24 protein-coding genes are annotated in these 26682 nt (G+C 53.1%); 14 read left to right on the forward strand and 10 right to left on the reverse strand.

The window, feature by feature from the left end:
- The first annotated feature begins 198 nt into the window (after positions 1-198).
- A complete protein-coding gene (locus tag EZJ17_RS08065; RefSeq protein ID WP_067441876.1) occupies positions 199-1230 on the forward strand; it encodes a porin in 1032 nt (343 codons plus the stop codon).
- Between the two features lie 331 nt (positions 1231-1561).
- Here EZJ17_RS08065 and EZJ17_RS08070 read toward each other — a convergent pair whose 3' ends face one another.
- The 5 genes from EZJ17_RS08070 to EZJ17_RS08090 all read right to left on the reverse strand — a co-directional run bounded on the left by EZJ17_RS08070 (position 1562) and on the right by EZJ17_RS08090 (position 6974).
- Complete coding sequence (locus EZJ17_RS08070) at positions 1562-2863, reverse strand: adenylosuccinate synthase (protein ID WP_067441879.1); 1302 nt, start codon at positions 2861-2863, stop codon at positions 1562-1564.
- A gap of 53 nt (positions 2864-2916) precedes the next feature.
- On the reverse strand, positions 2917-3918 hold the full coding sequence (locus tag EZJ17_RS08075; protein ID WP_067441882.1) for a DUF1887 family protein: 1002 nt from the start codon (positions 3916-3918) through the stop codon (positions 2917-2919).
- A gap of 89 nt (positions 3919-4007) precedes the next feature.
- The gene (gene purM, locus EZJ17_RS08080; protein ID WP_067441885.1) at positions 4008-5042 is read right to left on the reverse strand and encodes a phosphoribosylformylglycinamidine cyclo-ligase; all 1035 of its coding nucleotides are present in this window, start codon (positions 5040-5042) and stop codon (positions 4008-4010) included.
- An 84-nt stretch (positions 5043-5126) separates the two neighbouring features.
- Positions 5127-6041 (reverse strand): TIGR01777 family oxidoreductase, encoded by a 915-nt coding sequence (locus EZJ17_RS08085; RefSeq protein ID WP_067441888.1) that lies wholly within the window; start codon positions 6039-6041, stop codon positions 5127-5129.
- Between the two features lie 267 nt (positions 6042-6308).
- Positions 6309-6974 carry a hypothetical protein gene (locus EZJ17_RS08090; protein ID WP_067441890.1) on the reverse strand — a complete coding sequence of 222 codons (666 nt, stop codon included), beginning with the start codon at positions 6972-6974 and terminating at the stop codon, positions 6309-6311.
- A 235-nt stretch (positions 6975-7209) separates the two neighbouring features.
- Here EZJ17_RS08090 and EZJ17_RS08095 point away from each other — a divergent pair, with 235 nt between their 5' ends.
- Entirely contained in the window at positions 7210-7830 is a 621-nt protein-coding gene (locus EZJ17_RS08095; RefSeq protein ID WP_067441893.1) for an L-threonylcarbamoyladenylate synthase, read from the forward strand.
- A 178-nt stretch (positions 7831-8008) separates the two neighbouring features.
- On the opposite strand, the gene tpx is transcribed toward EZJ17_RS08095, so the two are convergent.
- From tpx to EZJ17_RS10660, 4 genes are all read right to left on the reverse strand, one after another.
- Positions 8009-8503 carry a thiol peroxidase gene (gene tpx / locus EZJ17_RS08100; protein ID WP_067441896.1) on the reverse strand — a complete coding sequence of 165 codons (495 nt, stop codon included), beginning with the start codon at positions 8501-8503 and terminating at the stop codon, positions 8009-8011.
- A gap of 270 nt (positions 8504-8773) precedes the next feature.
- The gene (locus EZJ17_RS08105) at positions 8774-9286 is read right to left on the reverse strand and encodes a protein disulfide oxidoreductase (RefSeq protein WP_167508200.1); all 513 of its coding nucleotides are present in this window, start codon (positions 9284-9286) and stop codon (positions 8774-8776) included.
- A gap of 137 nt (positions 9287-9423) precedes the next feature.
- Positions 9424-9915: a hypothetical protein gene (locus EZJ17_RS08110; RefSeq protein ID WP_231868055.1), complete on the reverse strand. Its 492-nt coding sequence runs from the start codon at positions 9913-9915 to the stop codon at positions 9424-9426.
- Positions 9916-9954: 39 nt separating this feature from the next.
- Positions 9955-10092 carry a hypothetical protein gene (locus tag EZJ17_RS10660; protein WP_231868056.1) on the reverse strand — a complete coding sequence of 46 codons (138 nt, stop codon included), beginning with the start codon at positions 10090-10092 and terminating at the stop codon, positions 9955-9957.
- A gap of 68 nt (positions 10093-10160) precedes the next feature.
- On the opposite strand from EZJ17_RS10660, the gene EZJ17_RS08115 reads away from it, so the two are divergent.
- The 3 genes from EZJ17_RS08115 (at position 10161) to rpsO (ending at position 12674) form a co-directional block, all read left to right on the forward strand.
- Positions 10161-11204 (forward strand): PTS sugar transporter subunit IIC, encoded by a 1044-nt coding sequence (locus tag EZJ17_RS08115; RefSeq protein ID WP_067441899.1) that lies wholly within the window; start codon positions 10161-10163, stop codon positions 11202-11204.
- 174 nt (positions 11205-11378) lie between these two features.
- Positions 11379-12155 (forward strand): TrmH family RNA methyltransferase, encoded by a 777-nt coding sequence (locus tag EZJ17_RS08120; protein WP_067441901.1) that lies wholly within the window; start codon positions 11379-11381, stop codon positions 12153-12155.
- 249 nt (positions 12156-12404) lie between these two features.
- Positions 12405-12674, forward strand: coding sequence for a 30S ribosomal protein S15 (gene rpsO / locus EZJ17_RS08125; protein ID WP_003823508.1), 270 nt, complete (start codon positions 12405-12407; stop codon positions 12672-12674).
- Between the two features lie 289 nt (positions 12675-12963).
- Here rpsO and coaBC read toward each other — a convergent pair whose 3' ends face one another.
- Positions 12964-14151, reverse strand: a complete 1188-nt coding sequence (gene coaBC / locus EZJ17_RS08130) for a bifunctional phosphopantothenoylcysteine decarboxylase/phosphopantothenate--cysteine ligase CoaBC (protein ID WP_067441904.1) — start codon at positions 14149-14151, stop codon at positions 12964-12966.
- A 338-nt stretch (positions 14152-14489) separates the two neighbouring features.
- On the opposite strand from coaBC, the gene EZJ17_RS08135 reads away from it, so the two are divergent.
- From EZJ17_RS08135 to EZJ17_RS08175, 9 genes are all read left to right on the forward strand, one after another.
- Positions 14490-18974: an autotransporter outer membrane beta-barrel domain-containing protein gene (locus tag EZJ17_RS08135; protein ID WP_067441907.1), complete on the forward strand. Its 4485-nt coding sequence runs from the start codon at positions 14490-14492 to the stop codon at positions 18972-18974.
- A gap of 77 nt (positions 18975-19051) precedes the next feature.
- Positions 19052-19582, forward strand: a complete 531-nt coding sequence (locus EZJ17_RS08140; protein WP_067441910.1) for an OmpA family protein — start codon at positions 19052-19054, stop codon at positions 19580-19582.
- Between the two features lie 458 nt (positions 19583-20040).
- The gene (locus tag EZJ17_RS08145) at positions 20041-21168 is read left to right on the forward strand and encodes an ABC transporter ATP-binding protein (protein ID WP_067441912.1); all 1128 of its coding nucleotides are present in this window, start codon (positions 20041-20043) and stop codon (positions 21166-21168) included.
- Between the two features lie 139 nt (positions 21169-21307).
- The gene (locus tag EZJ17_RS08150; protein WP_067441915.1) at positions 21308-22282 is read left to right on the forward strand and encodes an ABC transporter permease subunit; all 975 of its coding nucleotides are present in this window, start codon (positions 21308-21310) and stop codon (positions 22280-22282) included.
- Complete coding sequence (locus EZJ17_RS08155) at positions 22245-23261, forward strand: ABC transporter permease (protein ID WP_067444263.1); 1017 nt, start codon at positions 22245-22247, stop codon at positions 23259-23261. The genes EZJ17_RS08150 and EZJ17_RS08155 overlap by 38 nt, the downstream gene beginning before the upstream one ends.
- Before the next feature lie 149 nt (positions 23262-23410).
- Complete coding sequence (locus EZJ17_RS08160) at positions 23411-24421, forward strand: hypothetical protein (protein WP_067444261.1); 1011 nt, start codon at positions 23411-23413, stop codon at positions 24419-24421.
- 653 nt (positions 24422-25074) lie between these two features.
- Positions 25075-25434, forward strand: coding sequence for a hypothetical protein (locus EZJ17_RS08165; protein ID WP_067441924.1), 360 nt, complete (start codon positions 25075-25077; stop codon positions 25432-25434).
- 85 nt (positions 25435-25519) lie between these two features.
- The gene (locus tag EZJ17_RS10435) at positions 25520-25996 is read left to right on the forward strand and encodes a hypothetical protein (protein ID WP_151086392.1); all 477 of its coding nucleotides are present in this window, start codon (positions 25520-25522) and stop codon (positions 25994-25996) included.
- Positions 25997-25998: 2 nt separating this feature from the next.
- Entirely contained in the window at positions 25999-26598 is a 600-nt protein-coding gene (locus tag EZJ17_RS08175; RefSeq protein WP_151086394.1) for a hypothetical protein, read from the forward strand.
- Positions 26599-26682: the final 84 nt, after the last annotated feature.

A 26682-nucleotide genomic window follows, 5' to 3' on the forward strand; every position in this document is an offset into this window, starting at 1 on the left:
CATTGTTGCATAAAGCATACAACTTCGCCCGCATCTGCTGTTTTGCCCGCGATTGGATTTGTTTTTTTGCCGCCGAACAATTATATTGCAGTTATGAAATCGCTAATGCGGCGATTGCGTAAGAGCTTAAATAAAGGAAGACGAAGTTTCTTTTTTAAGTGTGTATTTTTAGTTTAGACATAGATAAAGGAATGCAGCATGAAAAAAACCCTGATTGCATTAGCATTGGTTTCCTTGCCGGTTGCCGCTTCTGCAGAAGTGATTCTGTACGGCAACATCCGTGCCGGTGTTGAATTTGTTCGTGAAGGCACCTCTGCCCAGCCGAAGAGCGTAAGAAACGCTTGGGGTGTGGTTGACTACGGTAGCTACATCGGCTTCAAAGGTTCTGAAGACCTGGGTGGCAACCTGAAAGCTATTTGGCAAGTTGAAGCTAACACCAGCTTGGCCGGTGGCAGCTTTGTAAACAACCGCGACAGCTTCATTGGTTTGGAAGGTGGTTTCGGTACTGTTAAAGTTGGTCGTGTAAGCACTCCGCTGAGAAATGCTGTAGTTGCCCAAGACAACTGGGAATATGGCAGCTACCTCTTAGGCTTGGATCGCTATACCCGTTTCGGTACTCGCCGTACCAGCTTGAACTATCAGTCTCCTGACTTTGGTGGTTTTGACTTCTCATTCCAGATGGCTCCTGGTGCTAACGTACACGGCGGCCGCACTAATGACGGCAAGCCGGTATTTGGTTTGGGCTTAGGTTACAAAAACAGCGGCTTCTTCGCACGTTACGCAACTGAATACGCTCGCAAATCTACCAGTGCTGCTGCCGGTCGGAAAGACAGCCACGCTCACAACCTGTCTGTAGGTTATGATGCTAACAACCTGTATGTTGCTGGTGGTTTCCAATACGCTAAAAACGTAAACACTAACTTCTTTGCAGATGCTGACGTTGCTGCTACCACCGAAAACAACGGCAAAACCACAGAGGCTCAACTCTCTGCTGCTTACACTTTCGGTGCTATTACTCCGAAAGCAACTGTAGCTTACGGCCGTGCTAAGAGTGATAACGTTCAGACCGATGGTGGTCGCTACCTGCAAGCCATTGTTGGTGCTGACTACGCGTTCTCTCGCCGCACCACTGGCTTGGTATCTGTAGGTTGGTTGCGTGAAAAAGCCAACACTAACGATAAAAACGTAAACAACTGGGGCGTAGGCACTGGCGTGGTACATAAATTCTAATTTGTGGCTAGCCTAGTCTAGTAACCCAACAAAAGGCTTGCTTCGGCAAGCCTTTTCTTTGCCTATACTCTTCTTGATTGTTTGGAACAAAGGAAAATAGGGTTACCTGAAAGTAACGCTTCAACGAAGCTAAACCAGGCAATCTGTATTCTCAGGTAGCCTTCGATTTAGTATAGCAAACTATCATGGAGTGTGCCGCACGTATACTGGAGCTTTCCCTTGCAATATTTCTCTCGTAATATGGCTCACAAAGTTGCTCTGCACTCACCTTGTACATGGAGGAGGCTACCTGAACCCATTCAGGTAGCCTTTTCTCATCCAGCCCAGTGGTTTAATTGGTAAACGGATGCTGCAGCACGATGGTCTCCACGCGATCTGGGCCAGTGGAGACGATGGCGATGGGTGCTCCGCACACTTCTTCAATGCGTTTCAGGTAGCCTTTGGCGTTTTCCGGCAGTTGATCAAAGCTTTGCACGCCGAAGGTGGATTCTGTCCAGCCGGGTAAGGTTTCGTAGATCGGGGTGCAGCCGGCCACGGCATCGCTTCCAAAGGGCAGGATATCGGTGGTGCTGCCGTCGGGCAGGGTGTAGCCGGTGCAGATTTTGATTTCGGGGATGCCGTCCATCACGTCGAGTTTGGTGATGCACAGGCCGCTGATGCCGTTGATTTGGATGGAGCGCTTGAGGGCGGCGGCATCAAACCAGCCGCAACGGCGGGCACGGCCGGTTACCGAGCCGAATTCGTTGCCACGTTCGGCCAGGCCTTTGCCGGTTTCATCGAACAGTTCGGTGGGGAAGGGGCCGGAACCGACACGGGTGGTGTAGGCTTTCACGATCCCGAGCACATAATCCAATGCCTGAGGCGGTACGCCTGCACCAGCGGAAGCGGCACCTGCCAAACAGTTGGATGAGGTAACAAAGGGATAAGTGCCGTAGTCGATATCCAGCAGCGTGCCTTGTGCTCCTTCAAACAGCAGGCGTTCGCCACGCTGGATGGTGTCATGCAGGCTGCGCGATACGTCGGCTAGCATGGGCAAAATACGCTCTTTGAAGGCGTTGATTTTGGCCATCACGTCATCAAACTGCACGGGCTCGGCGCCGTGCAGATGCTGCAGCTGCACGTTGTACACTTCGAGATTGGCGCGCAGTTTGTCGGCCAACAATTTGGCATCGGCCAAATCGCCCAAACGGATGGCACGGCGGGATACCTTGTCTTCATAAGCCGGGCCGATGCCGCGGCCGGTAGTGCCGATTTTACCAGTGCCTTTGGAAGCTTCGCGGGCGTGATCGAGCGCAATGTGGTAGGGCAGAATCATCGGGCAGGTGGGGGCGATGTGTAGCCGGCCGGCCACGTTTTTCACGCCGGCAGCAGTCAGCTCATCGATTTCGCCGAGCAGGGCTTCGGGGGAAACCACCACGCCGGAGCCGATATAGCAATGCAGGTTTTCATGCAGGATACCGCTGGGAATCAGGCGTAGCACGGTTTTCTTGCCGTTCACCACCAGCGTGTGCCCAGCATTGTGGCCACCCTGGAAACGCACCACGCCGGCGCATTCTTCAGCCAGCCAGTCTACGATTTTACCTTTGCCTTCGTCGCCCCATTGCGCGCCGATTACTACGATATTTTTTGCCATAATGTTGTTGCCTTTATTTGTTAATTGGTAGAAATGGTTTTTGTAACTTCTGCCTACATTAGCACCTTAATGTGTTCAGGTAGCATGGGCAGGGTCAGGAATGTTAATTCATACATACTACTGAAAGCCTTGGCCTGTGCTTCGTCTATATCGGTAACCAGTAAGATAAAGTTTTCGGCGGGAATATTCAGCCGTTTGCGTAGGGTAAGGTATTTATCCAAATCGCGACGGTACTCACCGGTTTTGCATTCGATTACCAAAGGCTGCTTGCCAGTAGGTAGAAAGACGACATCCAGTTCATGCAGGTCTTCATTGGCGAAACGAATTTCCAAGCTTCTGGCACAAGAGAAAGAGTAAGTTTTCCCTCGTTGCTTGGCTTCTTTCAATATCTGCCCGAGTGCATACCACTCCAGCCATTCACCACTAAAAAATTGGCGGACAGGTGCGGCACTTTGTAGTTTCAAGTGGATGAGTTTATCTTGTTTTTGATAAGAATAACGGGAAAATAGGGTGTTGCTATAAAACTCGCGGCAGAGGGTGTTAATTTGTTGGGCGTCTTTTTGCGAGTATTTTTTCAAATCCAAATTCAGCCCGCTGTGGCTATTGCGGTATGACCAAGCAATTCTACTGATAATGTCTTTAAATACGTTGTAATACTGCCCAATACGTTCGGCAGCTTCATCGTAATAGCCGCTCATGTCCACGGCGGAATAGTCGAAGTTTGGGGTAATTTGTTTGTCAGCAAACCATTGCGCCAATCCGAAATGCTGCTGTGTAGTACTTAGAACTTCAGTATTCGACAATTTAATGCCGTATAGTGGATTGGTATCACTTGATTGTGTGGCCTCATTTGCTAAATTAGAAACCTGTTCGCTTTCCTGCTCTTTCAACGCATTTAGTTCACGCATAACAGCAGCGTAGCGGTTAATCAGCTGGCTGATGAAATACACGGTATCGTAAACGGTAACTGGCTGCTCACATTTTTGGCATACGGCACCTTCTTGTACAGAATGTTCCCCTAGTTGTTTACAATGGTTGCAGCGATAAACGCCCATTACCTCCCCTTTTTAATCTTAATAAATAAGAAGCACTTAGATTTTTCAGGTAGCCTCCTCATACCAATAATTAGGCTACCTGAAACCATTTATGCCACCTGCGTTTGATGCTCGCTTCCCGCGCGTTCGCGGATTGTACCCAGGCGGTACACGGTTTCGCCTTGTTCGGCGAGGAAGGCCTGCGCCGCATCGGCCTGCTCGGCAGGCACGATAACGGCCATGCCGATACCGCAGTTGAAGGTGCGGTACATTTCCTGTTGCTCCACGTTGCCAGCCTGTTGCAGCCATTGGAACAATTTGGGCAGCGGCCAGGATTGGGCATCGATTTGCGCTACGCAATTTTCGGGCAGCACGCGCGGGATGTTTTCGGTGAGGCCGCCGCCGGTAATGTGCGCCATGCCTTTGATTTCAAATTTTTCCAGCGCTGCCAAAATCGGCTTCACATACAGGCGGGTGGGCGCAATGATAGCTTGGCACAGGGTTTTACCGCCATCGAACTCGGCATCCAAATCGGGATTGCTGCGCTCGATGATTTTGCGGATGAGTGAATAGCCGTTGGAGTGCGCGCCGTTGGAGGCGAGGCCGAGCACCACGTCGCCGGGCCGGATGCTGCGGCCGTTGATGACTTTACTTTTTTCCACCACGCCCACGGCGAAGCCGGCCAAATCGTATTCGCCTTCGGGATACATGCCGGGCATTTCGGCCGTTTCGCCGCCAATCAGGGCGCAGCCGGATTGTTCGCAGCCCTCGGCGATGCCTTTAATCACATCGGTGGCGCGCGCCACATCGAGCTTACCGCAGACGAAATAGTCGAGGAAAAACAGCGGCTCTGCGCCTTGTACGAGGATGTCGTTCACGCTCATGGCCACCAGGTCGATGCCCACGGTGTCGTGAATATCCCATTCAAACGCTAGTTTCAGCTTGGTGCCTACGCCATCGGTGCCGCTTACCAGCACGGGGTTTTGATACTTTTTGCTGATTTCCACCAGTGCGCCGAAGCCGCCCAAGTCGCCCAACACTTCGGGGCGCATGGTGCGCTTGGCAAAGGGTTTGATGTTTTCGACCAGTTGGTCGCCCGCATCGATATCGACACCGGCATCGCGGTAGCTGAGGGATTGAGTCATGGCATTCTTTCGGGGGAAAATTTAAAACAGGAAAACGCTATTTTACCTGATTTTAAGCAACGGCTAAGGATTGAATTGGGCGGCCTAATCCAGCAAGTTGTCGAGCGCACGCTCAATGGTGGGGAAGGCAAACTCAAATCCTTGCTGCAACAGGGCTTTCGGTGGGGCAAATTGGCCGTCTAGCACCAAATCGGCCTGCTCGCCCAGCATCAGGCGCAACACTTGCTCGGGAACGGAAAACAACAGCGGTCGGCGCAGCCGTTGGGCGGCAGCGCGAGCAAAGTCGAGCTGGGTGGTGCGCTTGGGGGCAGTAATGTTGTAGGCCTGAAAGCTGTTGTGCGGTTGCGTGGCCAGAAAACGGATGGAGGCTACGATATCATCCATATGCACCCACGGCAGGGGCTGCTCGCCGCTACCGAGCCGGCCCGCGCAGTAGCGCACCGGTTTGAGCAGCTGCGGCAAAATGCCGCCATCCCTGCCCAGCACTACGCCAAAGCGGCATACGGCCACCGGCACGCCGCTCTCCTGCTGTACGCGTTGTATCGCCGCTTCCCATTGCCGGCACAGCTGCGAAGGGAAAACATTTTGCGGTGGTGCGTTTTCCGCACACGGCGGCCAGCCCTCCGCGCTGCCATTGCCATAATAGCCCACGGCGGAAGCCTGGATGATGAGGCGCGGCGGCTGCGGGTGGCGGCGCAGCCAGTCAGCCACAGCCTGCACCGGCTGTAAGCGGCTTTGCAACAGCTCCTGCTTGCGTTGCGCTGTCCAGCGGCCTCCGCCCACCGACGCCCCCGCCAGGTTAATCAGCAAATCGGGGCGGATGCTGTCGTAGAGGTGGTGCAGCGCGGCGATGTATTCAAAACGCTTATCCACCTCACGCGCGCTGGCCGGATGGCGGCTAACGATGATCACACGATGGCCGTCGGCCTGATACGCCGCGGCCAGATGGCGGCCGATAAAGCCGCTGCCGCCGATAATCACGATAGTTTGCCGGCTCATGCGCACCTCCAGCCAGCAAAAGAAAAGGCTACCTGAAACATGACTTCTCTTTCATGAAGAATTTTCAGGTAGCCTGCCATGTTCCAGGCAGGTGTGCAAGTTTATTGATGCGAGGATATTCGGGCTTGTTTCAGGTAGCCTCAGCGGCGCAGACCACCTGAAATACCATCCTATTCCTTGCAAAAGAACAAATCTGCAAGCACTCAAAATATCAAAAGGCTACCTGAAACCTTTCAGGTAGCCTTTAATCATGCTTACAACAGTAGCCTACTGATGCCGGCGCAGCTCTTGGCGCAGCGACTGCAAGCCGGAGCGGCGGTCGGCAATTTGCAGTTGCAGGTTGCCGGCACGATCAGACTGGTTGTTGCGGCGGGCAGTGGCCAGCTCGCGTTCTACCTGTGCCAAGGCACGTTCTTCACGGCGAATGTCGCGGGCGATGATTTCCTTGGGTGTGAGCGGTTTGGCAGCAATCACCGGCGCAGGGTACACGGGGGCGCGACGCTCGGGCTGGTGGCGCAGGGTAACGCGCATGGGCACGGGTTTGCTGATTTCCACATCGCTGGCGGCAGCCACGGCTTCTTGCCATATGGCGGGCAATTCGCTGCTGCCACCATCAGCTTTATTGGCAGGTTGGCTAGCGGATGCGGAGGCAGCAACCACGGGGGCAAACACAGCGGCAGCCTGCTTGGGCAAATCAGCCTCTTCCTCCACCAAAGACTTAGTCACGGGGCGGCAACGGCCTTGCGGCAAGGAGGTGCGCACACTGCGCCCGTCGGCCAGCTGACAGAGATAGGAAATTTCGGCTGGAGCGGTTTCGCTGCGGGCGGTGGAGGTTTCGGTGGCGGCACTGATGCTGAAAGCCAGCAGCAAAAAGCCGGGCAGGGCGATGTGGGCTAGTTCTTCGAGCATGATTTGGTGTGTATAGCTAAACACTTAGGTTCTCCAATATAGCGTTGGCACGCCTATATTAGAGAATTAATCTGCTGTGTTATGAATGGATACGGTATTATATCAAACAGCAGGCACACAGGCTGCTGGCTTAGGTTTAAACAGGTAAACAGGCTACCTGAAAAACACAACGGGATTTAAGCAGCGTGAATTCAATTTAATTCAGGACAAGGCGCAGCATAAAGGCTTAAAATACTCGTTTTTCCAGCAGGAGAGAGCCATGGCACAATTCTTCGCCATCCACCCCGAAAATCCCCAAGAGCGGCTGGTGAAACAAGCCGCCGAAATCGTGCGCCAGGGTGGCGTGATCGTGTATCCCACCGACTCCTGCTACGCGCTCGGCTGCCAGATGGGTAATAAGGAAGCCATGGAACGCATCCTAGCCATCCGCCAAATCGATTTGAAACACCACCTCACCCTCATGTGCGCCGATTTGAGCGAGCTGGGCACTTATGCCAAGGTGGACAACAGCCAATTCCGCCAGCTCAAAGCCGCCACCCCGGGCGCATACACCTTTATCCTGCCCGCCACCAAAGAAGTGCCCAACCGCACGCTGCACCCCAAACGCAAAACCATCGGCCTTCGCGTGCCCGACAACCAAATCGCTCTCGCCCTTTTGGCCGAGCTGGGCGAGCCCATGCTCTCCTGCACCCTGATGCTGCCCGAAGAAACCGAGCCGCAAACCGACCCCTACGAAATCCGCAACCTGCTCGAACACGCCGTGGATTTAATCATCGATGGCGGCTGGTGCGGCACCGAACCGACCACGGTAATCGATATGACCAACGGCACCGAGCTTATCCGCCAAGGCGCTGGCGATACCACGGTGTTTGGGTTGTGATCAGCGAGTGAACCGAAACAGCTGTTGCAACCGACACACAACAAAGGCTACCTGAAACCCTTCGCAAAAATCCCGCTGCGGAGTATTTCAGATAGCCCCTCCCTGCCCTACCACCCAAAGCCAAACCGCCTGCACACAATGGATGCAGGCAGTTTGGCTTTGGCTTAGCTAAGCCGGGTTACAGCACGGCCAAAGCAGCTTCATAGTTGGGCTCTTGGCCGATTTCAGGCACGAGTTCGGCGTGCAGCACTTTATTGTTTTCATCCAGCACTACCACGGCACGGGCGGTGAGGCCGCACAGCGGGGTGTCGGCTAAGGTGATGCCGTAGTCGGCGCCGAAGCTGCTGCGGAAGCTGGAGAGCATTACCACGTTTTCAATGCCTTCCGCGCCGCAGAAGCGGGAAAGGGCGAAGGGCAGGTCGGCGGAAATGCACAGCACCACGGCGTTTTGCAGCGCAGCAGCGCGTTGGTTGAAGGTGCGCACGGATTGGGCGCACACGCCGGTGTCGATGCTGGGGAAAATATTGAGCACTTTGCGTTTGCCAGCGAAGTCGGCCAAAGTTTTGTCGGACAAATCGGCGACGGTGAGGGTGAAGGCGGGAGCGGCGGCGCCAACGGCGGGCAGGTTGCCTACGGTGTTGGCGGGCGTGCCGCGGAAGGTGATGTTTGCCATTTTGCTATCCTTTTCTTGATGTTGATGAAGATTGCTGTTACGCGGCGGCAAGGATAGAGGTTTTTCTACGGATTGCCAAGCAATGGCTACCTGAAAGCGCGGCTTTAACGAAGTTAAAACGACGCGCAGCAGGGTTTCTGCGGAGCGATAGCGGACTGAATTGTAATCGATACAAGGCAGCGAGCCGCAGGCAATAACAAGAATCCGGCCAAGCAACCCAACGCCGTATCGGCAGTTCAGCCGGTTCCCTACCCAAATTTTCAGGTAGCCTCACCCATCCAGCACATCCAACAAAGCAATCCTCGCCCGCAGGCCCCAATAGCTGGACAACCCAGTGGTGCTGTGGCGCACACGGCCATTTTTCACCAGCACGATGGTAGGCGTTACCTGCACCTGCCATTGCCGCGCCCAGACGCCGTCTGCATCATTTACTGTATCGAATTGCCAGCCGTGCGTTTTCAGGTAGCTCCTCACTTCTTCATCGCCGCCCGACTGCAAGGCCACGCCCACCACGGGCACGCCGTTGCGCGCGAGTTTATCCACCGCCGGAGAGGTGTGCCGGCAAATACCGCACCACGAACCCCAGAAATACAGCACAGTAGTGCGGCGGCGGCCCAGTTCGGACAAGGTGGTTTGCCGCCCTTGCAGGGTGTGCAGCGGCAGTACGGCAGTCTGGGGCGGCACGACAGGGGCGCGATACCAGTCAAGCAGCAGGCTGATAACGATAAAGGCGGCAGCCATCGTGGCGGCTTGGCGCAGGAAGGAGAAAAGGCGTTGGCGGATGGGCAGCATGGTTTGGTTTGAATGGTGTGTGGAAGGATTGGTTTTTAACTTCATTGAAACTGCGCTTTCAGGCAGCCCCAATCCCCCAATAATTAAAGGCTACCTGAAAAACGATGCGAAGCAAAGTTTCTGTGAAGCTAAAGCGCAGCTTCAATGAAATTAAAACGAGCAGCACGAGTTTCTATGGAGCTAAAATTTTTTGGCAGCCTATGTTGAGCCTTATTTTTCTTGCAGCTTGCGGATTTCGTTTTTGAGCCATTCCGCCCAATTGGGACGTTGGCAGCAGAGGGCTTCACTTCAGTAGAGGCAGTCCCTGCCATACCGCGCGAAGCTTCGGTATTGCGGGCAAACATTCGGGCAACAAAGAAGGCAAACGTTTCCGCGCTTTGCCACATGCCGCCATGCTCGCCATACACGCGGCAGGCTTCAGGGTGGAGCACATCAAGCAGGGCTTCGATTTCGGGTTGCCGGGCAAGCCATGAGCCATTGTCATCATCATAAGTTGGGCACTTCCTCCAGCCAGCATTTGATGTTTTCCAGCCCCTGAAAGCGCGGGTTGTGCCAGAGCAGGCACAGGGGCGCAGGCAGAGCTTTAGTTTCCGGTATGCCTTGCGGGTTATTGTGGTCAAATCGCCAAACAAGTTCGTACAGGACGCGGTTGTGCTTGGTTACGGGCAGGGCGAGCAAGATGTCGCGGACTTGCTCGGGATATGCCAGAGGGGGAGGCTGAGTTTGGTCATGATGTATTCGGTGTGGGGTTGGCCGGTTTCAGGTAGCTTTTCCGTTTCCGCGCCCAAACCACGCAAATTTGCGCTCTTTTATCGGCAGCGTTATATTTCTCCATACATAAATCTTTCTCCAAAGGAGTGAAATCATGGAAAAACTCACCCCCAAATCCTTTATGATGCACCTGCTCAACGGCTCGGCCTTGGGCATTGTGGTAGCTCTGGTGCCAGGTGCGCTGTTGGGCGAGCTGTTTAAGGCGCTCACGCCGTATTGCGAGCCGCTGGGCATGCTCACGCAGATGATCGGTGCCACCAACGCCATGGTCGGCATCGCCGTGGGCGTGGCCATCGGCTATATGTTTAAATTCACACCAATTGAATCGATTTCGGTGGGGCTGGCCACCATGGCCGCCGGCGGAGCGGTGCGCTTTGCCGACGGCATCATCCAGCTCAAGGGCACGGGCGATATTTTCACCATGGTGTTCACTGCCGGCATTGCCGCCGGCCTGATTGTGCTGCTGCGTGGCAAGGTACGCGGCTATGCGATTTTGGTGGTGCCCGTGGTGAGCCTGTTTGTGGCGGGTGCGCTGGGGCGGCTGGCGTTTCCGTATTTCATCGGCTTTTCGCAGCTGCTGGGCTCGTGGATTGCCCACCTGCTCACGCTGGAGCAAACGCTGATGGCGGTGTTGATTGCCATCGCGTTTGCCTGCCTGATTGTGTCGCCGGTGTCTTCCGTGGGTATTGCCACAGCGATTCATTTGGCCGGGGTGGGCTCGGGCGCGGCCAATTTGGGCATTTGTGCCTGTGCGTTTTCGTTGGCCGTGGCTGGGCGGCGGGTGAACCCGTTGGGCACTTGCGCGGCGCATTTTGTGGGCTCGCCCAAGCTTTCGATGCCCAATATCGTGGCTAAACCCAAGCTCTTGCTGCCGATTATGCTCAATGCCGCGCTGGCTGGGGTGCTGGCTTCGCTGTTTCACATCCAAGGCACGGAATTTAGCGCCGGTTTCGGCATCAGCGGCCTCATCGGGCCGGTGAACCATTTGAAACTCGCTGGCTGGGGTGCTGGGCAGCTGGCGGTGTCGCTGCTGGTGTTTGTGATTGTGCCTGTGGCCGGGGCGTTTGCGGTGGACTGGCTGTTTGTGAATAAGCTTAAATGGATTGCGCCGGAAGATTACAAGATTGATGTGTCATGAAAAGAGGCTACCTGAAAAATGGGAAAGCAGTTTTAATTTCGTTGAAGCCAGTGCTTTAGCTTCGCAGAAACTCGTCTTCCTACGGAACCCTCGTTTTCAGGTAGCCTTGGTTTGTGTGCCGAAAGGCTGTCTGAACAAGCAAAATTACCTTGCCCTGCTATATAATCTGCCGCCATGAACACCATCGAATCCGCCCAAAACCCCGCGCTCAAACATCTGTCCAAACTGCTGCGCAGCGCCCGTGCGCGCCGCGAGAGCGGGCAGGCTGTGCTGGAAGGGGCGCATTTGCTCTCCGCCTATTTGCAGGCCGGCGGGCAGGTGCTACAAGCTTATGTGCCGGCAAGCAAAATGCAGCAGCCGGAAACTGCGCGGCTGCTCTCGCAGCTGCCACCCGAACGGGTGGTACAGACGGCGGGCGCGGCCTTGCAGAAAATCACCAGCCTCACCGATGCCGAAGAAATCACCGCGCTGATTGCGCTGCCGCCTGCCGAGCCGTTTGATGCCGAGGCCGATTGCGTGGTGCTGGAGCGTATTCAAGACCCGGGCAATATCGGCACGATTCTGCGCAGCGCGGCAGCGGCGGGCGTGGGGCAGGTGGTGCTTTCCGATGATTGTGCCGATGTGTGGTCGCCCAAGGTGTTGCGCGCGGGCATGGGGGCGCATTTTGCGCTGCGCTTGTTTGTTGAGCCGGATTTGGCGGCGTGGCGGGAGCGATGCTGCGTGCCGTTGCTGGCCACTGCGCTACGCCGCAACAGTATGAGCCTGTACGATTGCGATTTACGCGCGCCTGCTGCCTGGCTGTTTGGCAACGAAGGCGCGGGCGTGAGCGAAACCATGCTGGCCGCGGCCAGCCGCCTCGTGCATATTCCGATGGCGGCGCAAACCGAATCGCTGAACGTGGCGATGGCGGCCACCGTTTGCTTGTTTGAGCAGATGCGGCAGCGGTTGTAGCGGAAGTTCGGTTTTCGGCTAAAAGGCTACCTGAAAACTCAGCTTTCTGCGGAAGCCTCGTTTTCAGGTAGCCTTTTGGTTGCACAGCGGCATCATCTTTAGTGCGATTTTGCCTATGCGGCTGTTTTTGGCAGCGGTTTTGTGCCATAATTCGCGCCTGCCTGTTTTAGCAGGCATTAGGAGTTGGCGTGGGTCTTCCCGGCTCGGCCAGCTTGTCCGGCCGCAAGGCTATATTTTTGGAGTTTTATTATGGCATTAACCGTAGAACAAAAAGCGCAAATCATCAAAGATTTCCAGCGCAAAGAAGGCGATACCGGCTCTTCTGAAGTGCAAATCGCTCTCTTGACTTTCCGCATCAACGATCTGGCTCCGCACTTCAAAGCCAACCCGAAAGATTTCCACAGCCGCCGCGGCCTGTTGAAAATGGTGAGCGCCCGCCGCCGCCTGTTGGCCTACCTGCGCAATACCGATGTGGATACCTACCGCGATGTGATTACCCGCTTGAATCTGCGTAAGTAATCTTTGCCCAATAAAAACCGTGCCGCTGGAGCTTTCCGGCGGCACGGTTTTTTTGTTTTAGCTACATTACAGTTGCATTTTAGCTTGGCAGTAGCTCAGCGTTGGCTGCGCCAAAACCGCGCTTCGCAGAAACTCGCCTTCCTTTGGAAGCCTCGTTTTCAGGTAGCCTGTTGGGCGTAAGGCTACCTGAAAATAGTATCGTTCAAGCGTTGCTTTTGGGTTGCTGCTTTGGTTCTTCTTGCTGCTCTATTTGGTATAGAAAAACCTACTGCAGCCATAGGGCAGGGCTTCAGGTAGCCTTTTCCAACAGGTGGGCGATTTCGGCCACGATGGCATCAGCAGTATCGCGTTTGCCCATTTCCGGCAGCGCGGTTTCGGCTGAATCGCTGATGAGTGTTACTTGGTTGTTGCCGCTGCCCATGGCGCTGACGGCGTGGTTGGCCACGATTAGCGGCACGTCTTTGCGCAGCCGTTTGGCGCGGGCGTGCTCGAGCACGTTGTGGCTTTCGGCGGCGAAACCCACGCAGAAGGGCGCGTTGGGCAGCCGAGCCACGGCGGCGAGGATGTCTGGGTTTTCGGCCAATTCGATAACGGGCGGCGTGCCGCTGCCGTCTTTTTTCAGCTTTTCGGTGCTGCGGTTGGCCACGTGGTAGTCGGCTACGGCGGCTACGCTGATGAATACGTCGCAGCTGCCTACTTCCCGCATCACAGCTTCGTGCATTTCACGCGCGCTGTGGGCGTGGTGTACGGCCACTCCGGCAGGCAGGGCTACCTGAAGCTGCCCGGCCACCAGCACCACTTCCGCCCCGGCGGCACGGCAGGCCTGCGCCAGCGTCACACCCATGCGGCCGCTGGACAGGTTGGTGATGCCGCGCACGGGATCGATGGCTTCAAAGGTGGCGCCGGCCGTGAGCAACACGCGTTTGCCGGCCAGCAGTTTGGGCGTCCACAAATCGGGCAGCAGTTCGGCCAATTCGGCGGCTTCGAGCATGCGGCCTTCGCCGGTTTCGCCACAGGCCTGGCTGCCGCTGGCGGGGCCGAACACGGTAATGCCATCGGCTTGTAGTTGGGCGATGTTACGCAGGTTGACCGGGTTGCGCCACATTTCCACGTTCATGGCAGGGGCGACGGCCAGCGGGCAGGCGCGGGCGGCGGCCAAGGTGGAGAGCAGGTTGTCTGCTATGCCGTGGGCGATTTTGGCGAGAGTGTTGGCACTGGCGGGGGCGATGAGGAATACGTCGGCCTTGCGGCTGAGGCGGATGTGCGTCATGCCGTCGGCGGAGTCGGCGGTATCGTCCGTCCACACAATGTGCCCGCTCAGGGCTTGGAAGGTTTGCGGAGAAATGAAACTGGCAGCGGCGCGGCTCATGGCCACGCTCACGGTATGCCCCTGTTTTCTGAGCAGGCGCACGAGTTCGCAGGATTTATAGGCAGCAATGCCGCCGCTGATGCCGAGCAGGATGTGTTTGGTGGGCATGGTGTATGGCGTGATGTGAAAAGATGGGCGCTATGGTAACACAGGGATGGGCAGGGTGTTTCAGGTAGCCTTCGGATAGGGAAAGGCTACCTGAAACTAGTTGTTGCACATTGATAACAGAGAAACAGTATCCATTTAGAGTAAGCAGTTCAATGAGATGTGTTGTATTACTGTTTTGTATCTTTTATCCATCAATTGCTGTTGTTGGTGATGAGTTTTCGTTAGCTCCCTTGTTTGCATATGTTAAAATCCGTCGCTTTTATTTTGCGGAATGGTATGCGAGCATTTGAAACCTGTTCAAATGCATCAGCGTATTTGCACTTTAAGGAGTTGATTTAATGAATAAAATATATAATATCGTGTACTCTGAAGAGCGCGGCAGCTGGGTGGTGTGCTCAGAGCTGGAGCGTGCTAGTCGGAAAAAATCTTCCAGTAATTCTGCCGCCAAGCTGCTGGCTTCTGCTGCAGTGATTGGTCTTGGCGTATCTGCTTTGCCCGCAGCGGCTTCTACCTGCGGCGACGGTAGTACTGTAGCCAATGGCGGTAGCTGTGATATGGGCACATTCAGCGCAACCGTTAATGACCGTAAGGTTGGTCAGGCTTTGGCTAATAATGGTGATACCGTTACCGTAACCACCCCAGACATCAATAAAATTACATCAGCAGGCAGCTCATTCCGAGCCGGCAAGCTACGTGATTTGTTTACCGATCCAGCTATTCTCCAGCAGTTGGGTGATTTGCAGCGTGTGAATCCCAATCAAAAGGGGGAAACCCGTACTGTTACCGACCCAATCAGCGGCAGTAATCAAACTGTTAACGTATACAATAATATTGGCTTTCTATCCGCGTTGGACATCGATAGCATCGTGGCGACAGGGAATGATGTTTATGTGGATATGCGCATCGGCACCGCCACCGGCAGTGGCAGCAAAATTATTGCCTCTTTGGGGGATCCCAATGCTGCTATAGTAGATAATACCGTTGCCACCAACCGTACGGCTACGCCTATCGCTGCAAAAGATACGCGCATGGTGCAGGCTGAAAATGGTGCTTCAGCGGAATGGACGTCTAAAAACCGCATCCGGTTTGAGCAAAATGTGGTTGCATCCGATAAATTATCTATTACCCAGACTTTGTTCCAGCCGAAAACCGTTACCTTTATGGATGGCAGCTCCCATCGGCTCGACACGGTACAAGATCTGATCAATTACAACAACAATGTTTTGAAACCGGCTATCGGCAAGCCAGGTTTTGCCAAACCTGGCGAAACCCAACAGGCAGCGTATGACCGTTGGTTCAATGAGGCTGCCAAAACTCAAAATTATAAGTTTGAACAACCTAACCCCATTACGCCCACTCCGGATTCGTTGCTGCCGACCAAAGAAATTTGGGTTTTGGCTGCTACCGGCAGCGGCTCAACTGCTACATTGAAGAATGGTGGTCAAATCGACCATCGTACAGGGCAAAATACCGGTGGCGGTATGTTGGCTGAAGAAGGCGGTAAGGCCGTTATCGAAGAAGGCGCTAATTTGTCCGGCGTCTTCAGCAGCTTGGTTGTGCGCGGTGTGGGTAGTGTCGGTGAAAACCACGGTGTGATTTCTGGCGGCTATTACGCTTCTGATAATTTTGATACCAGTAAAGCCGGTCAGGCCAATAAAAACGATGTTTATGTTGAAGGGACAACAGTTAATGCTACTAATAATGGCGTTTTCAAAAACGACGGTATCATCAACGTTGCCGGCTTTACTTATCCCAACCTAAATTTCAATAACTACGGTATTCGGGTAAACAATAATGCCACAGCTGTAAACCAGGCCGGCGGTGTTATTAACGTTGCGGTGAATCACACGCCGAACAATCCTGTGCATGGCGTACGTGTGGAAGACAATGGTACGTTTACGGGCGAAGCCGGCAGCGAAATCTTCATCGGCCGTACCGCACAATATAGCAAGAACGCGCCCACTACTCTAATTGGCAACACCTCGGATCAGGTTGGTATCTTGGTGAGAGGCAACAATGCTACCGTAAATCACGATGGCACTATTACCATCGGTAAGGAAACCCAAGGTGCAACCGCTGTTAGGGCAAGTAACGGCAATGCCTCGACTACGGTTAATTTGGGTGCGAACAGCGTCATTAATGTACTGGGCAATGCCACGGTAGCAGGCGGTCAGCCGAAGCAGAATATCGGTGTTCAAGCGCAAAATTCTGGGGCTGCACAAATCACTAATGCCGGCACAATTAATGTGAGCGGCACCAATGCTGTGGGCGAGAACATTGTGGCCGAAGCTGGGCATACGGCCAAGATTACCAATACTGCCAGCAGCAAAATTATCGTGGAAGAAACCAGCGCCAACACTGCTACCCGTAACTACGGCATTTATGCTGAAGGACGAGGCACAGGTAAGGCTGATGTGGTGGTAGATGGTACGTTGACGCTGAAAGGCGATAACGTAATCGGTGCCCATGCGCGCGGCAACTCAGCGATGGACGTGAATTCGAACATGACAACCGTGTTCGATGACGCCAACAACGCAAAAAACCAAATCGCCTACTATATTCACGGTGGTTCAGCTACCGCTAATGTAGCGGCTTTGGCTAATAACACCGATATCACTACTGAAAACTCCACTCTATTCCGTGCGGAAGCAGGCGGCACCATTAATGCGGCAGGCTTGAACGTAACCGCGTCCGGTAAAGATGCAGTCATCTTGGCCAGCAACGGCAAAGATGCCAATGCCAACAAAGCATCCACCATCACAGTAAATAATGGTACGTTCAACCTCACTGGAAACGGCGCAACTGTTGCGCTGGTGTCCGGCGGTGCAACCGGCAATCTGAAGGGCACGGCAACCGTTGCTGACAGCGCCACTGGTGCCACCATCGGTAAGGCAGATGGCAAAAGCTATGGTTTGGAGAATCAACTGATTGCAGGTAGCGCCAGTGATAACACCACCAAACTGGTTTCTGAGCTGAACACCACTACCAATGCAGCAGGTGTGACTGGATACAGTGCGCAAAATAGCGGTACAGTGGACTATTCAGGTAACCTTGATCTGAAGGGTGCCAACAGTGTTGCCGTACAAACGCTGAATAACGGTACAGCCAACCTGAACAACGCAACGGTGAAAGCCAATGGTGATGCTTTGCGAGCCAATGCTGGCAACAACACCATCAACGTTAATGGCGGTACGGTAACCGGCACCACCAACGTATTCAATTCAGTTGCTGGCACCAACTCACTCGTTGCCACTAATGGCGCGGTGCTGAATGGTGTTATGTCGCTGGCGGCAGGTACTTCTTCCGTGGAGCTGGCTAACGGTACCACTTGGAACAATACCGGCAATTCCACCGTAACCAGCCTGGATAATGCCGGCACCGTAGCCTTTGCTACACCGACTACAGCTGCTGTGGGCAACTACAAAACCATCACCGTAAACGGCGACTACACCGGCAATAACGGTAAATTGGTGGTGAACACCCTGTGGAATAGCGATGCCGACAAAGATTCTGATTACCTGATCATTAAAGGCACCGCTAGCGGTACTACTGTGGTTAGCACACCGAACGGCATCATCGGTAACATCAGCAAAACCAACGCCCAGCAATTCTCGTCTGATGTGGTTACTGTAGAAACCCCGAGTGCCAATGCCCCTAATCAGCAAGAAGGCCAGCCTGACGGCAATGCTATCTTTACCGGTACGGCTAATACCACCAATGCCGGCCAAGCTCAGCTTGTATTGAAGAGCACTGCCGGCGGTAAAAACGTGTATGCCTGGACGCTGTTTGCCGACCCCAACGCCGGTCCGTCGACCTACATTTACGCCCCTGCCGTAGCCGGCTATGTGTTGATGCCGCAAGTGAACCAAGAAATTGGCCACCACACCATCGGTACTCTGCACGAGCGCCGTGGCGAGAACCAAACCCTGGCTTGGGATGATTGCGCCCGTTGCGGCGAGCAAGCCAAAGGCCAAACTTGGACCCGCCTCCTTGGCAGCCGCCTCGATAGCGATGGCAAAGAACGCTTCAATTTCGAAACCAAAATGGGCGGCTTCCAGATCGGCCACGACTTCGCTGTTCACCGCAACGATAAAGGCGGCCACCGTCTCACCGGCGGCTACCTGGCCTACACCCGAGCCAGTACCGATTTTTTCGACCGCTATCGTGCTGTAAACGGCAGCATCAGCCCTGACCACTACAGCGGTAAAGGCACTACCGATGCAGTTAGCCTCGGCTTGAGCAACACCTACTATGCCGCCAACGGCAGCTACTTCGACTTGGTTGGCCAGCTGAGCTGGTTGCGTAATAAATACCAAGATCGCGACAGCGCCAGCGTGAAACAAAACGGCTGGGGTGCTGCCCTCTCCGCCGAAGTTGGCCGTCCGTTTGCCTTAGGCAGCCATGCCGATAACCAAGGTGGCTGGCTGATTGAGCCGCAGGCACAACTGGTATACCAATACGTTGGTCTCAAAGATTTCAACGACGGTATCCGCCAAGTTAGCCAAGACAAGCAGCACAGCTTGCGCGGCCGCCTCGGCGCCCGCCTGGCCTACAACGGCCCCAGCCGCAGCCTGCGTACCAACACCTTCTATGCCGTGGCCAACGTATGGCACGACTTTATCAAGCCGCATGGCGTAGATATTGGTGAAGATAATGTGCGCGAGAAACGCAACGCCACTTGGGGCGAAGTTGGCCTCGGTGCCCAGCTGCCCGTATCCAACAACGCCTATGTGTATGGCGATGCCCGCTACCAACACAACTTTGGCAGCACCAGCCGCCATGGTTATCGTGGCAGCGTAGGTTTCAAATACACTTGGAAGTAAGCGTTTGATGCAGCAAAGGCTACCTGAAAAAGTTTGAACGAACAGTTTTCAGGTAGCCCCAACAAGGATTGAATACAATGAATCAGATTACAAAAACCCTCCTTCTCACCGCCTTGGCCGCCGGTTTGAGCAGCCAAGCCGCCGCCCGCGACGTACACCACCGCTGGTGTGCCGAAGAAGCTCCTGTTGCGCAACCCGTTGTGGCAGCGCCGCAAGTTGAGCGCATTAACCTCTCGGCTGATGCCCTGTTCCGCTTCAACCAATCGGATGCTGCCGATATGTTGCCCGAAGGCAAAGCCACCCTCGACCGCTTGGCCGAAAACCTCGTTAGCCGTCAAGCTCATATCGACAGCATCGCCCTCACCGGCCACACCGACCGTCTCGGCAGCGAGCAATACAACTACAACCTCGGCCTGCGGCGTGCTCAAACAGTGAAAAACTATCTGCAAGGCAAAGGCGTACAAGCCCCCATCAGCGTAGCCAGCGTCGGTGAAAGCCAGCCGGTTACCACGGCTTGTACCGGCACTCGCGCTACTGCGGCTCTGAAAGCCTGCCTGCAGCCCGACCGTCGCGTTACCGTGGATATTTCCGGCACAGCAGCGCAATAGTAGTTAAGCCGGTTGGAATTGAGGCTACCTGAAACACAGCAGAGCGGAATTACCGCGAAGCTGAAATTTCAGGTAGCCTTTTCTATGGTTAAACCAAGGTATTGAATTGTTTGAAATCTTAGGTATGAGTTGAGGCTACCTGAAAAATGGAATGATGGCTTGCTGACTCGGCCTAATAGCTTTCAGGTAGCCTTTTGCTACACCGGTCTGCCTCAGTCGGCAACACTTTCCCTGCCAAATCGGCCAAAAGCGGGCGCATTTGGTTTTTTTCATTGCCCCTGCCGGTGGCACTATCCTACAATTGAGCTTTGCAGTCTGTGATTTATCGCTGCTTAAAATAGAAACGATACGGCCTTGGATTCGCCGCCTCGTTTCTGTTTTGCACCAGCAGACACAAACTGCCGCCTGCGGCTTCCCGTGCGGAAGCCGGTTTGCAACTGCTGCGGAGCCCTGTGCCCATGTCTGAAAAATATATTCCTCCCCAAACCAAGCCCTATCTGCAAATCAAAGACGTGGTGAAAACCTACGGCGAGAATTATGCGGTGGACCACATCGATTTGGATATCGACCGACACGAAATCTTCGCCCTGTTGGGCAGTTCCGGCTCGGGCAAGTCCACATTGCTGCGTATGCTGGCGGGCATGGAAACGCCGGATCAGGGCAAGATTATTTTGGACGGGCAAGACATCACCCGTCTGCCGCCCTACGACAGGCCGATTAACATGATGTTCCAAAGCTATGCGCTATTCCCACACATGACGGTGGAGCAGAACATCGCCTTCGGCCTGAAGCAGGACAAAATGCCCAAAGACCAGATTGCCGAACGGGTGGAGGAAATGCTACGCCTGGTGCAGATGAGCAAATACGCCAAACGCAAGCCGCACCAGCTTTCCGGCGGGCAGCAGCAACGTATCGCACTGGCCCGCGCGCTGGCCAAGCAGCCCAAACTTTTGCTGCTGGACGAGCCTTTGGGCGCGCTGGATAAAAACCTGCGCCAGCAAACCCAGCTGGAATTGGTGGATACGCTGGAGAAAGTGGGCGTAACCTGCATCATGGTAACGCACGACCAAGAAGAAGCCATGACCATGGCCACGCGCATCGCCATCATGTCGGAAGGCCAGCTGCAACAGGTGGGCACACCGCGCGAGGTGTATGACTTCCCCAACAGCCGCTTCACCGCCGAATTCATCGGCGAAACCAATATTTTTGAAGGTCATCTGGTGGTGGATGAGGCCGACCATGCCGAAATCGATTGCCCCGAGTTGGCGCAGAATATCCTCATCGACCACAGCGTGGCCGGGCCGGAAGAGCAGACCATGTGGGTCAGCATTCGCCCGGAAGACATCAATATGCACAAGGAAAAGCCGGCCAATGTGGGCGAACACAACTGGACCATCGGCACGGTGAAGGAAATCGCCTATTTGGGCAGCTTCGCCATTTATCATGTGCAGTTGCCCAGCGGGCGCATGGTGAAAAGCCAGGTGTTGTCGTCTTATTGGTATTTGGCCAACTTGGAGCCGCCCACTTGGGACGAGACCGTGTATCTGAGCTGGCCGGCCAACCAGCCCGTGCCGCTTACCCGTTAAAGGCTACCTGAAAGTGCAACTTCGTGATGTTTTGTGCAGCCAAAGCAGCGTTCCTGTGAAGCACAGCACAGCTGCAACACAGTTAAAACCAACATACCGGTTCGGCAAGGCAGCCGAACATGAAAAGGCTACCTGAAAAATGAAATGGCAGGCTTTAAAACGCAAACTCAGCCCCGGGCAGGGGCTGGTTATCGGCATACCTTATTTGTGGTTGCTGGTGCTCTTCCTGATCCCCTTCTTCTTCGTGCTGAAAATCAGCCTGGCCGAGCAAGCCACCTCGATTCCGCCCTACACCCCGCTCTACACGGTGGACGAAGCGGCCGGGCGCGTGAATATTTCCCTGAGCTACCTGAACTACACCGGTATTTTCGATAATTTCTGGCAGTCGCTGTGGCTCGGGCTCAACCCCTTTGCCGACAAATCCGGCAGCAACCTGTATGTGCACATCTACCTGCTCTCCATCAAAACCGCCATCACCACCACGCTGATTTGCCTGCTGGCCGGCTACCCCATCGCCTACGCCATCTCGCGCAGCCGCGAAAAATGGCGCAACCCGCTGCTCTTGGCCATTATGCTGCCGTTTTGGACTTCACTGCTGCTACGCGTGTACGCCTGGATGGGCCTGCTTTCGCAAAACGGCATCATCAACAACCTGCTGTTGCGCTGGGGCTGGATTAACCAGCCGCTGGATATGTTCTACAACAGCTTCTCGCTCAATATCGTGATGGTGTACACCTATCTGCCTTTTATGGTGCTGCCGCTGTACACCCAGCTCCTCAAGCTGGATAACCGCCTGCTCGAAGCCTCTGCCGATTTGGGCGCCGGGCCGGTGAAATCATTTTTTTCCATTACCCTGCCGCTCTCCAAAAGCGGCATCATCGCCGGCTCTATGCTGGTGTTTATCCCGGCGGTGGGCGAATTTGTGATTCCCGATTTGGTGGGCGGGCCCGAACACCTGATGATCGGTAAAGCCCTGTGGCAGGCCTTCTTCACCCAAAACAACTGGCCGCTCGCCTCGGCCATGGCCGTGGTGATGGTGCTGCTTTTGGTGGTGCCCATCGGCCTGTTCCACCGTCATGAAGCCAAACAGCTGGAAGGAGCGCGCCGTGGCTAGAAAATCTGCATCGTCCACTTGGTTTCTGCGCATCTGCCTGTTTTTGGGGCTAGCCTTCCTCTATATCCCGCTGCTGGTGCTGGTGGTGTATTCCTTCAACCGCTCTGAGCTGGTAACCGTATGGGGTGGCTTCTCCACCAAATGGTACGGCGCGCTGCTGAATAACAGCGAGATTTTGGAAGCCACCTGGCTCTCCATCCGCATCGCGCTCATTTCCTCCGCCGCCGCCGTGGTGCTCGGCACCATGGCCGCCTATGCCTTGGCGCGCATCAAACGCTTCCGCGGCAGCACCCTGTTCACCGGCATGGTGTCTGCCCCCATGGTGATGCCCGACATCATCACCGGCATCTCGCTGGTGATGCTGATTTTGCAGGTGCAGGCCTTGCTGCGCGGCTCCAGCCTAAGCTGGCTGCAATTTGAGCGCGGGTGGTTCACCATTTGGCTTGGTCATACCACCCTGTGCATGGCCTACGTTACCGTGGTGATCTGCACCCGCCTGGGCGAGCTCAACCAATCCTTGGAAGAAGCCGCACAAGATTTGGGCGCCAAGCCGTGGAAGATTTTCTGGGTGATCACCCTACCGCTGATTGCCCCCGCCATCGCTTCCGGTTTCCTGCTCGCCATGACCCTTTCCATGGACGACCTAGTGATCACCTCCTTCCTCAGCGGCCCCAACTACACCACCCTACCACAGCTGATTTTCGCCAAAGTAAAACGCGGCGTGAACCCGCAGATGAACGTGCTGGCCACCTTCCTGATCACCATCATCGGCACCCTCGTCATCACCGGCAACTACCTCATGATGCGACGCGTAAACAAACGCGACCGCGAAGCCGCCTTGGCCTACAAACAAGCCCAAGAAGCCGCAGCTGCCGCTGCCACCCCGCCGCCGTCCGCACTGATTGAAGCCGAAGAGGCTGCGCAGGAGGAGGATGCGGCCGCCGAAACGGCCGATACCGGCAGCACCTCGCCAGAATAGCAAGTTGGCCGCAGATTTGACTTGCTGCAAATAAATACCAATATTTACAGTATATTGATTGCCATCCGCCATGAAGAGGCCTATATTGAAGGCTACCTGAAACCTTTTTTCAGGTAGCCTTCAAACACATCTGCAGAAAGGGAAAGAATATGGCAACCATCCATGCAAATACCCAACTGAAAACCGGTGACACCGTAAACGGCATGAGCGGCCTGAAAGACTGCGAAAGCGGGCGCTGTTTGAATTTGAGATTAGACGGCAAGGCTGTGGCACCGCAGGGCTGGGAATCCGTCTGCCAACCGCCCGAATCAGATTATTACTTCACTTTGGAAGGCAGTGTAGGCAAGTTCTGGCCGTCTGCCGGACATAGACGGATGCTACCAAAAACCAGTTTCCGAACCCGGCAGGAAATGATTGCTGCCGCAGAAACTTTCTATGGGAAGTATTTCACGAAAAATAGAACCAGTCAGCCCCACAATGGCGAAGCGGAAGATCCTGGCTCATCCATTGCAGAGCAAATGAGAACTCATGAATCTGGTGCAATCACAAACAATACTTTTCGCGAGCCGCCGAAAGATCCGGGTTTCAAATATAGTGTCGTTTCTGCCGTTTGCTGGTTTGGTAAAATTAGTTGTTCCGCCTCATACGCCGATAAAGAGATATGCCGGAAACCCGCTTTGGAAACCTGGCCGAAAGAAACCTGTTCCGAATTAATCTACGATGCCGCCTCCGGCCGTTTCAAGCCTGCCTGCGCCCAACACGATCCGTACCTGCCCGAGAGCTTGAAAAACGAACGCCGCTGCCTGAGCCTGTGCGATGCCGAAGGCAACTGCGTAATCATCCGCCATACCGAGCGCGGCATCGAGCTATGGCAGGAAAAATACAAACAGCGCATGCTGATTGATCCGGCTACGGGGAAAGTGTTGGGTATGGAACAGGATAATGGGACGGCTAAATTGGAGCTTACTTCTCTGACAGATGCCACGCTGCCAGTTAACAGACGGCGGACAATCATTGGTGTTGGTGAGACAGTCAAAGTAACTGCTAATCAGATTGTAGAGTGGGAAATCAGGGGTGGTTTATTGCATAAAGAACATAAAACAGCTACTACTTTGATTTTTACTGCTGATGATCAAGAAGGAAGTATTAAGGGGTTATAGCTAGAACAGATTGCGATGAGGAAAATATTACCTTTTCCGTTATCCAGCCTAAAGGACTTATGGTAATAAGGCGAGAAATTATTCATGCACAAAATGTATTAGATGCTGGATTTATCGCAAACTTTTATTTATTGCCAAATAGTGTCAATTTTTATAGAGTACAAGTCAGAGAGGTAGATAGTCCTGCCCATGCTACAGGATCACGAATTAACTCCCATGGTACGTTTCATGGTAATTATCCTGGGGGGATATAGTCCTTGGCTCGATTCGTCATATCATATGAAAGAGGATGGAAATATCCTGTCAGGTAATGATTTTGTATACTCGTTCCTCGCATATTTTTGTATGAGAAATATACAGCAAGGAGAGGTTCATTATAATATTCCATATGAGTGGAGATTAAAACCAAATGGGAAGATATACCTATTGACAATACTTCAGCAATCAACTATTACAGACAAAAATGGATATACTACTACAAGAAAGGGATTAGTAGAGATAACTTTTAAGTTTAGCGAACCAAATAAAAATATTGATATTATAAATAATCAACTAGGAGGAATCCCAAGATTTAAATCATCTTGCCCATAAATCAAACAGGTAAACAAGTTATGAGACTATTATTTTTAACACTAGCAATAGGAACTTTTCCCATGAATACAGATGCAAATACCGAAATAAAATATTTGGACTTCAAAGAAGGATCATATAACATTATTACACCAATGACCAATTGTATTGAAAATGAGAGCAATGATCTTGTTAATTTATTTGATATAAGAGCAGATGAATTAAGAAAGACTACAAATTTTTCAAATACATCTTCTTTTAGAAAAATAGAAGTACCAAGAAATATTGAGTACTGCAAACCATGGGTTGAATGGCAGATACAAGTACTAGATGGGGCTGTAAACGAGAATAAAAATAATCAGAACAATTTAGATTATATTCCTTATGATATTGAAAGATTTATTCAGGATGTTCATGATGCATTAATGCGGAAAAGTAAATAAAGTTATAATACTATTTATATTTGCCTAAATTTATATGACGAAACGCCATTAAATTAAATAAAACCATATATTTATTCATGGGAAAATGAGAAGTCTTTTTACATTATTTCTTGTGTCTGTAATATTTCCAGCTTATGCACAACGCCCCAAAACCGTTTTTTCTTGCACTACTGTCCGAGGCAATCAGGTAAAAGTAGAAAGCATAGGTAATTCTTATCGATATAGTTTTGGTAAACGTGGGCAACGCCCCCTGTTGGTTTTTTCTCAATCTAAACGGCAGGTCATCGCCCAAAGCCCTAGAGGGACAGGGATTATGCGGTTTCGGTGGCATGCAATGGTTATGGAAAATAAGGGCTATCGCTATCGTGCATATACAGTAATAGATAGCGCAACAGAAGCCGTCTGGACGGGGGTTTCTGTGTGGAATAGGCGTAAGAATATGATTCGGGATGAGGAATGCTCAAAACGTTATCCAATCATAGACGATATGGATGAGCCATTTGGTGGAAATGCTTATGGATCTGCGGATGGGATGCCGTTTTATGATTATCTAAAGGATTGAGTATGAAGCACGTATTTCTTATCATGACTGTTATTGCCAGCAGCTCTATTTATGGTGAAGTGTATAGGCTTAGTCCTTTAGATAGGGGGTCAATCGGAATAAAGTGTGGTGCTAGGACTTATATAGGTGAGAAAGGAGGATTATTCATAAATTTTGCCCAAAATGGATTGATACTATTAAGGCAAAATCAAGCCCCTAACCCTCAAACTTCTAATCAATTTCATAAAGTAGACGAAGATCAGATTATTCCTGGCTCTTTAGCCCATGCCGAACAAATAGCCGCCGATTGTGAAACCTATCTCCGGCATCGCTATCATGTAATGGAGCAGGCTACAAAACAGAACCAAAATAGTATCAGGAAGTGGGATGTTGCCACCTATTTTGTAGAAACAATACATGAGTGGGCTCCATCTCCAAAAAGTATGCGGGTTTTTAAGATTGGTTCGAATGTTATTGGGGGAGAAGGCGGTTATGTACTGAAACCAGTAGATTCAGTAGTTTATGAATCTCTGAAAGATAATCCAGAGATGTGCAGATATGTACATAAATTGTGGTGGGGCGATACGGAGGCAAATCCTCATTGCCAGGAAGGGTTATTTTAAACCAATTGAGGCTGCCTGAAAGGTTCAGGTAGCCTCAGAAAATAGTATGGTAGGCATCTGATAAGCATAAATTTTTAGGTTAAA

It is taken from the genome of Eikenella exigua (genome assembly GCF_008805035.1).
In the GTDB taxonomy this organism is placed as follows: domain Bacteria; phylum Pseudomonadota; class Gammaproteobacteria; order Burkholderiales; family Neisseriaceae; genus Eikenella; species Eikenella exigua.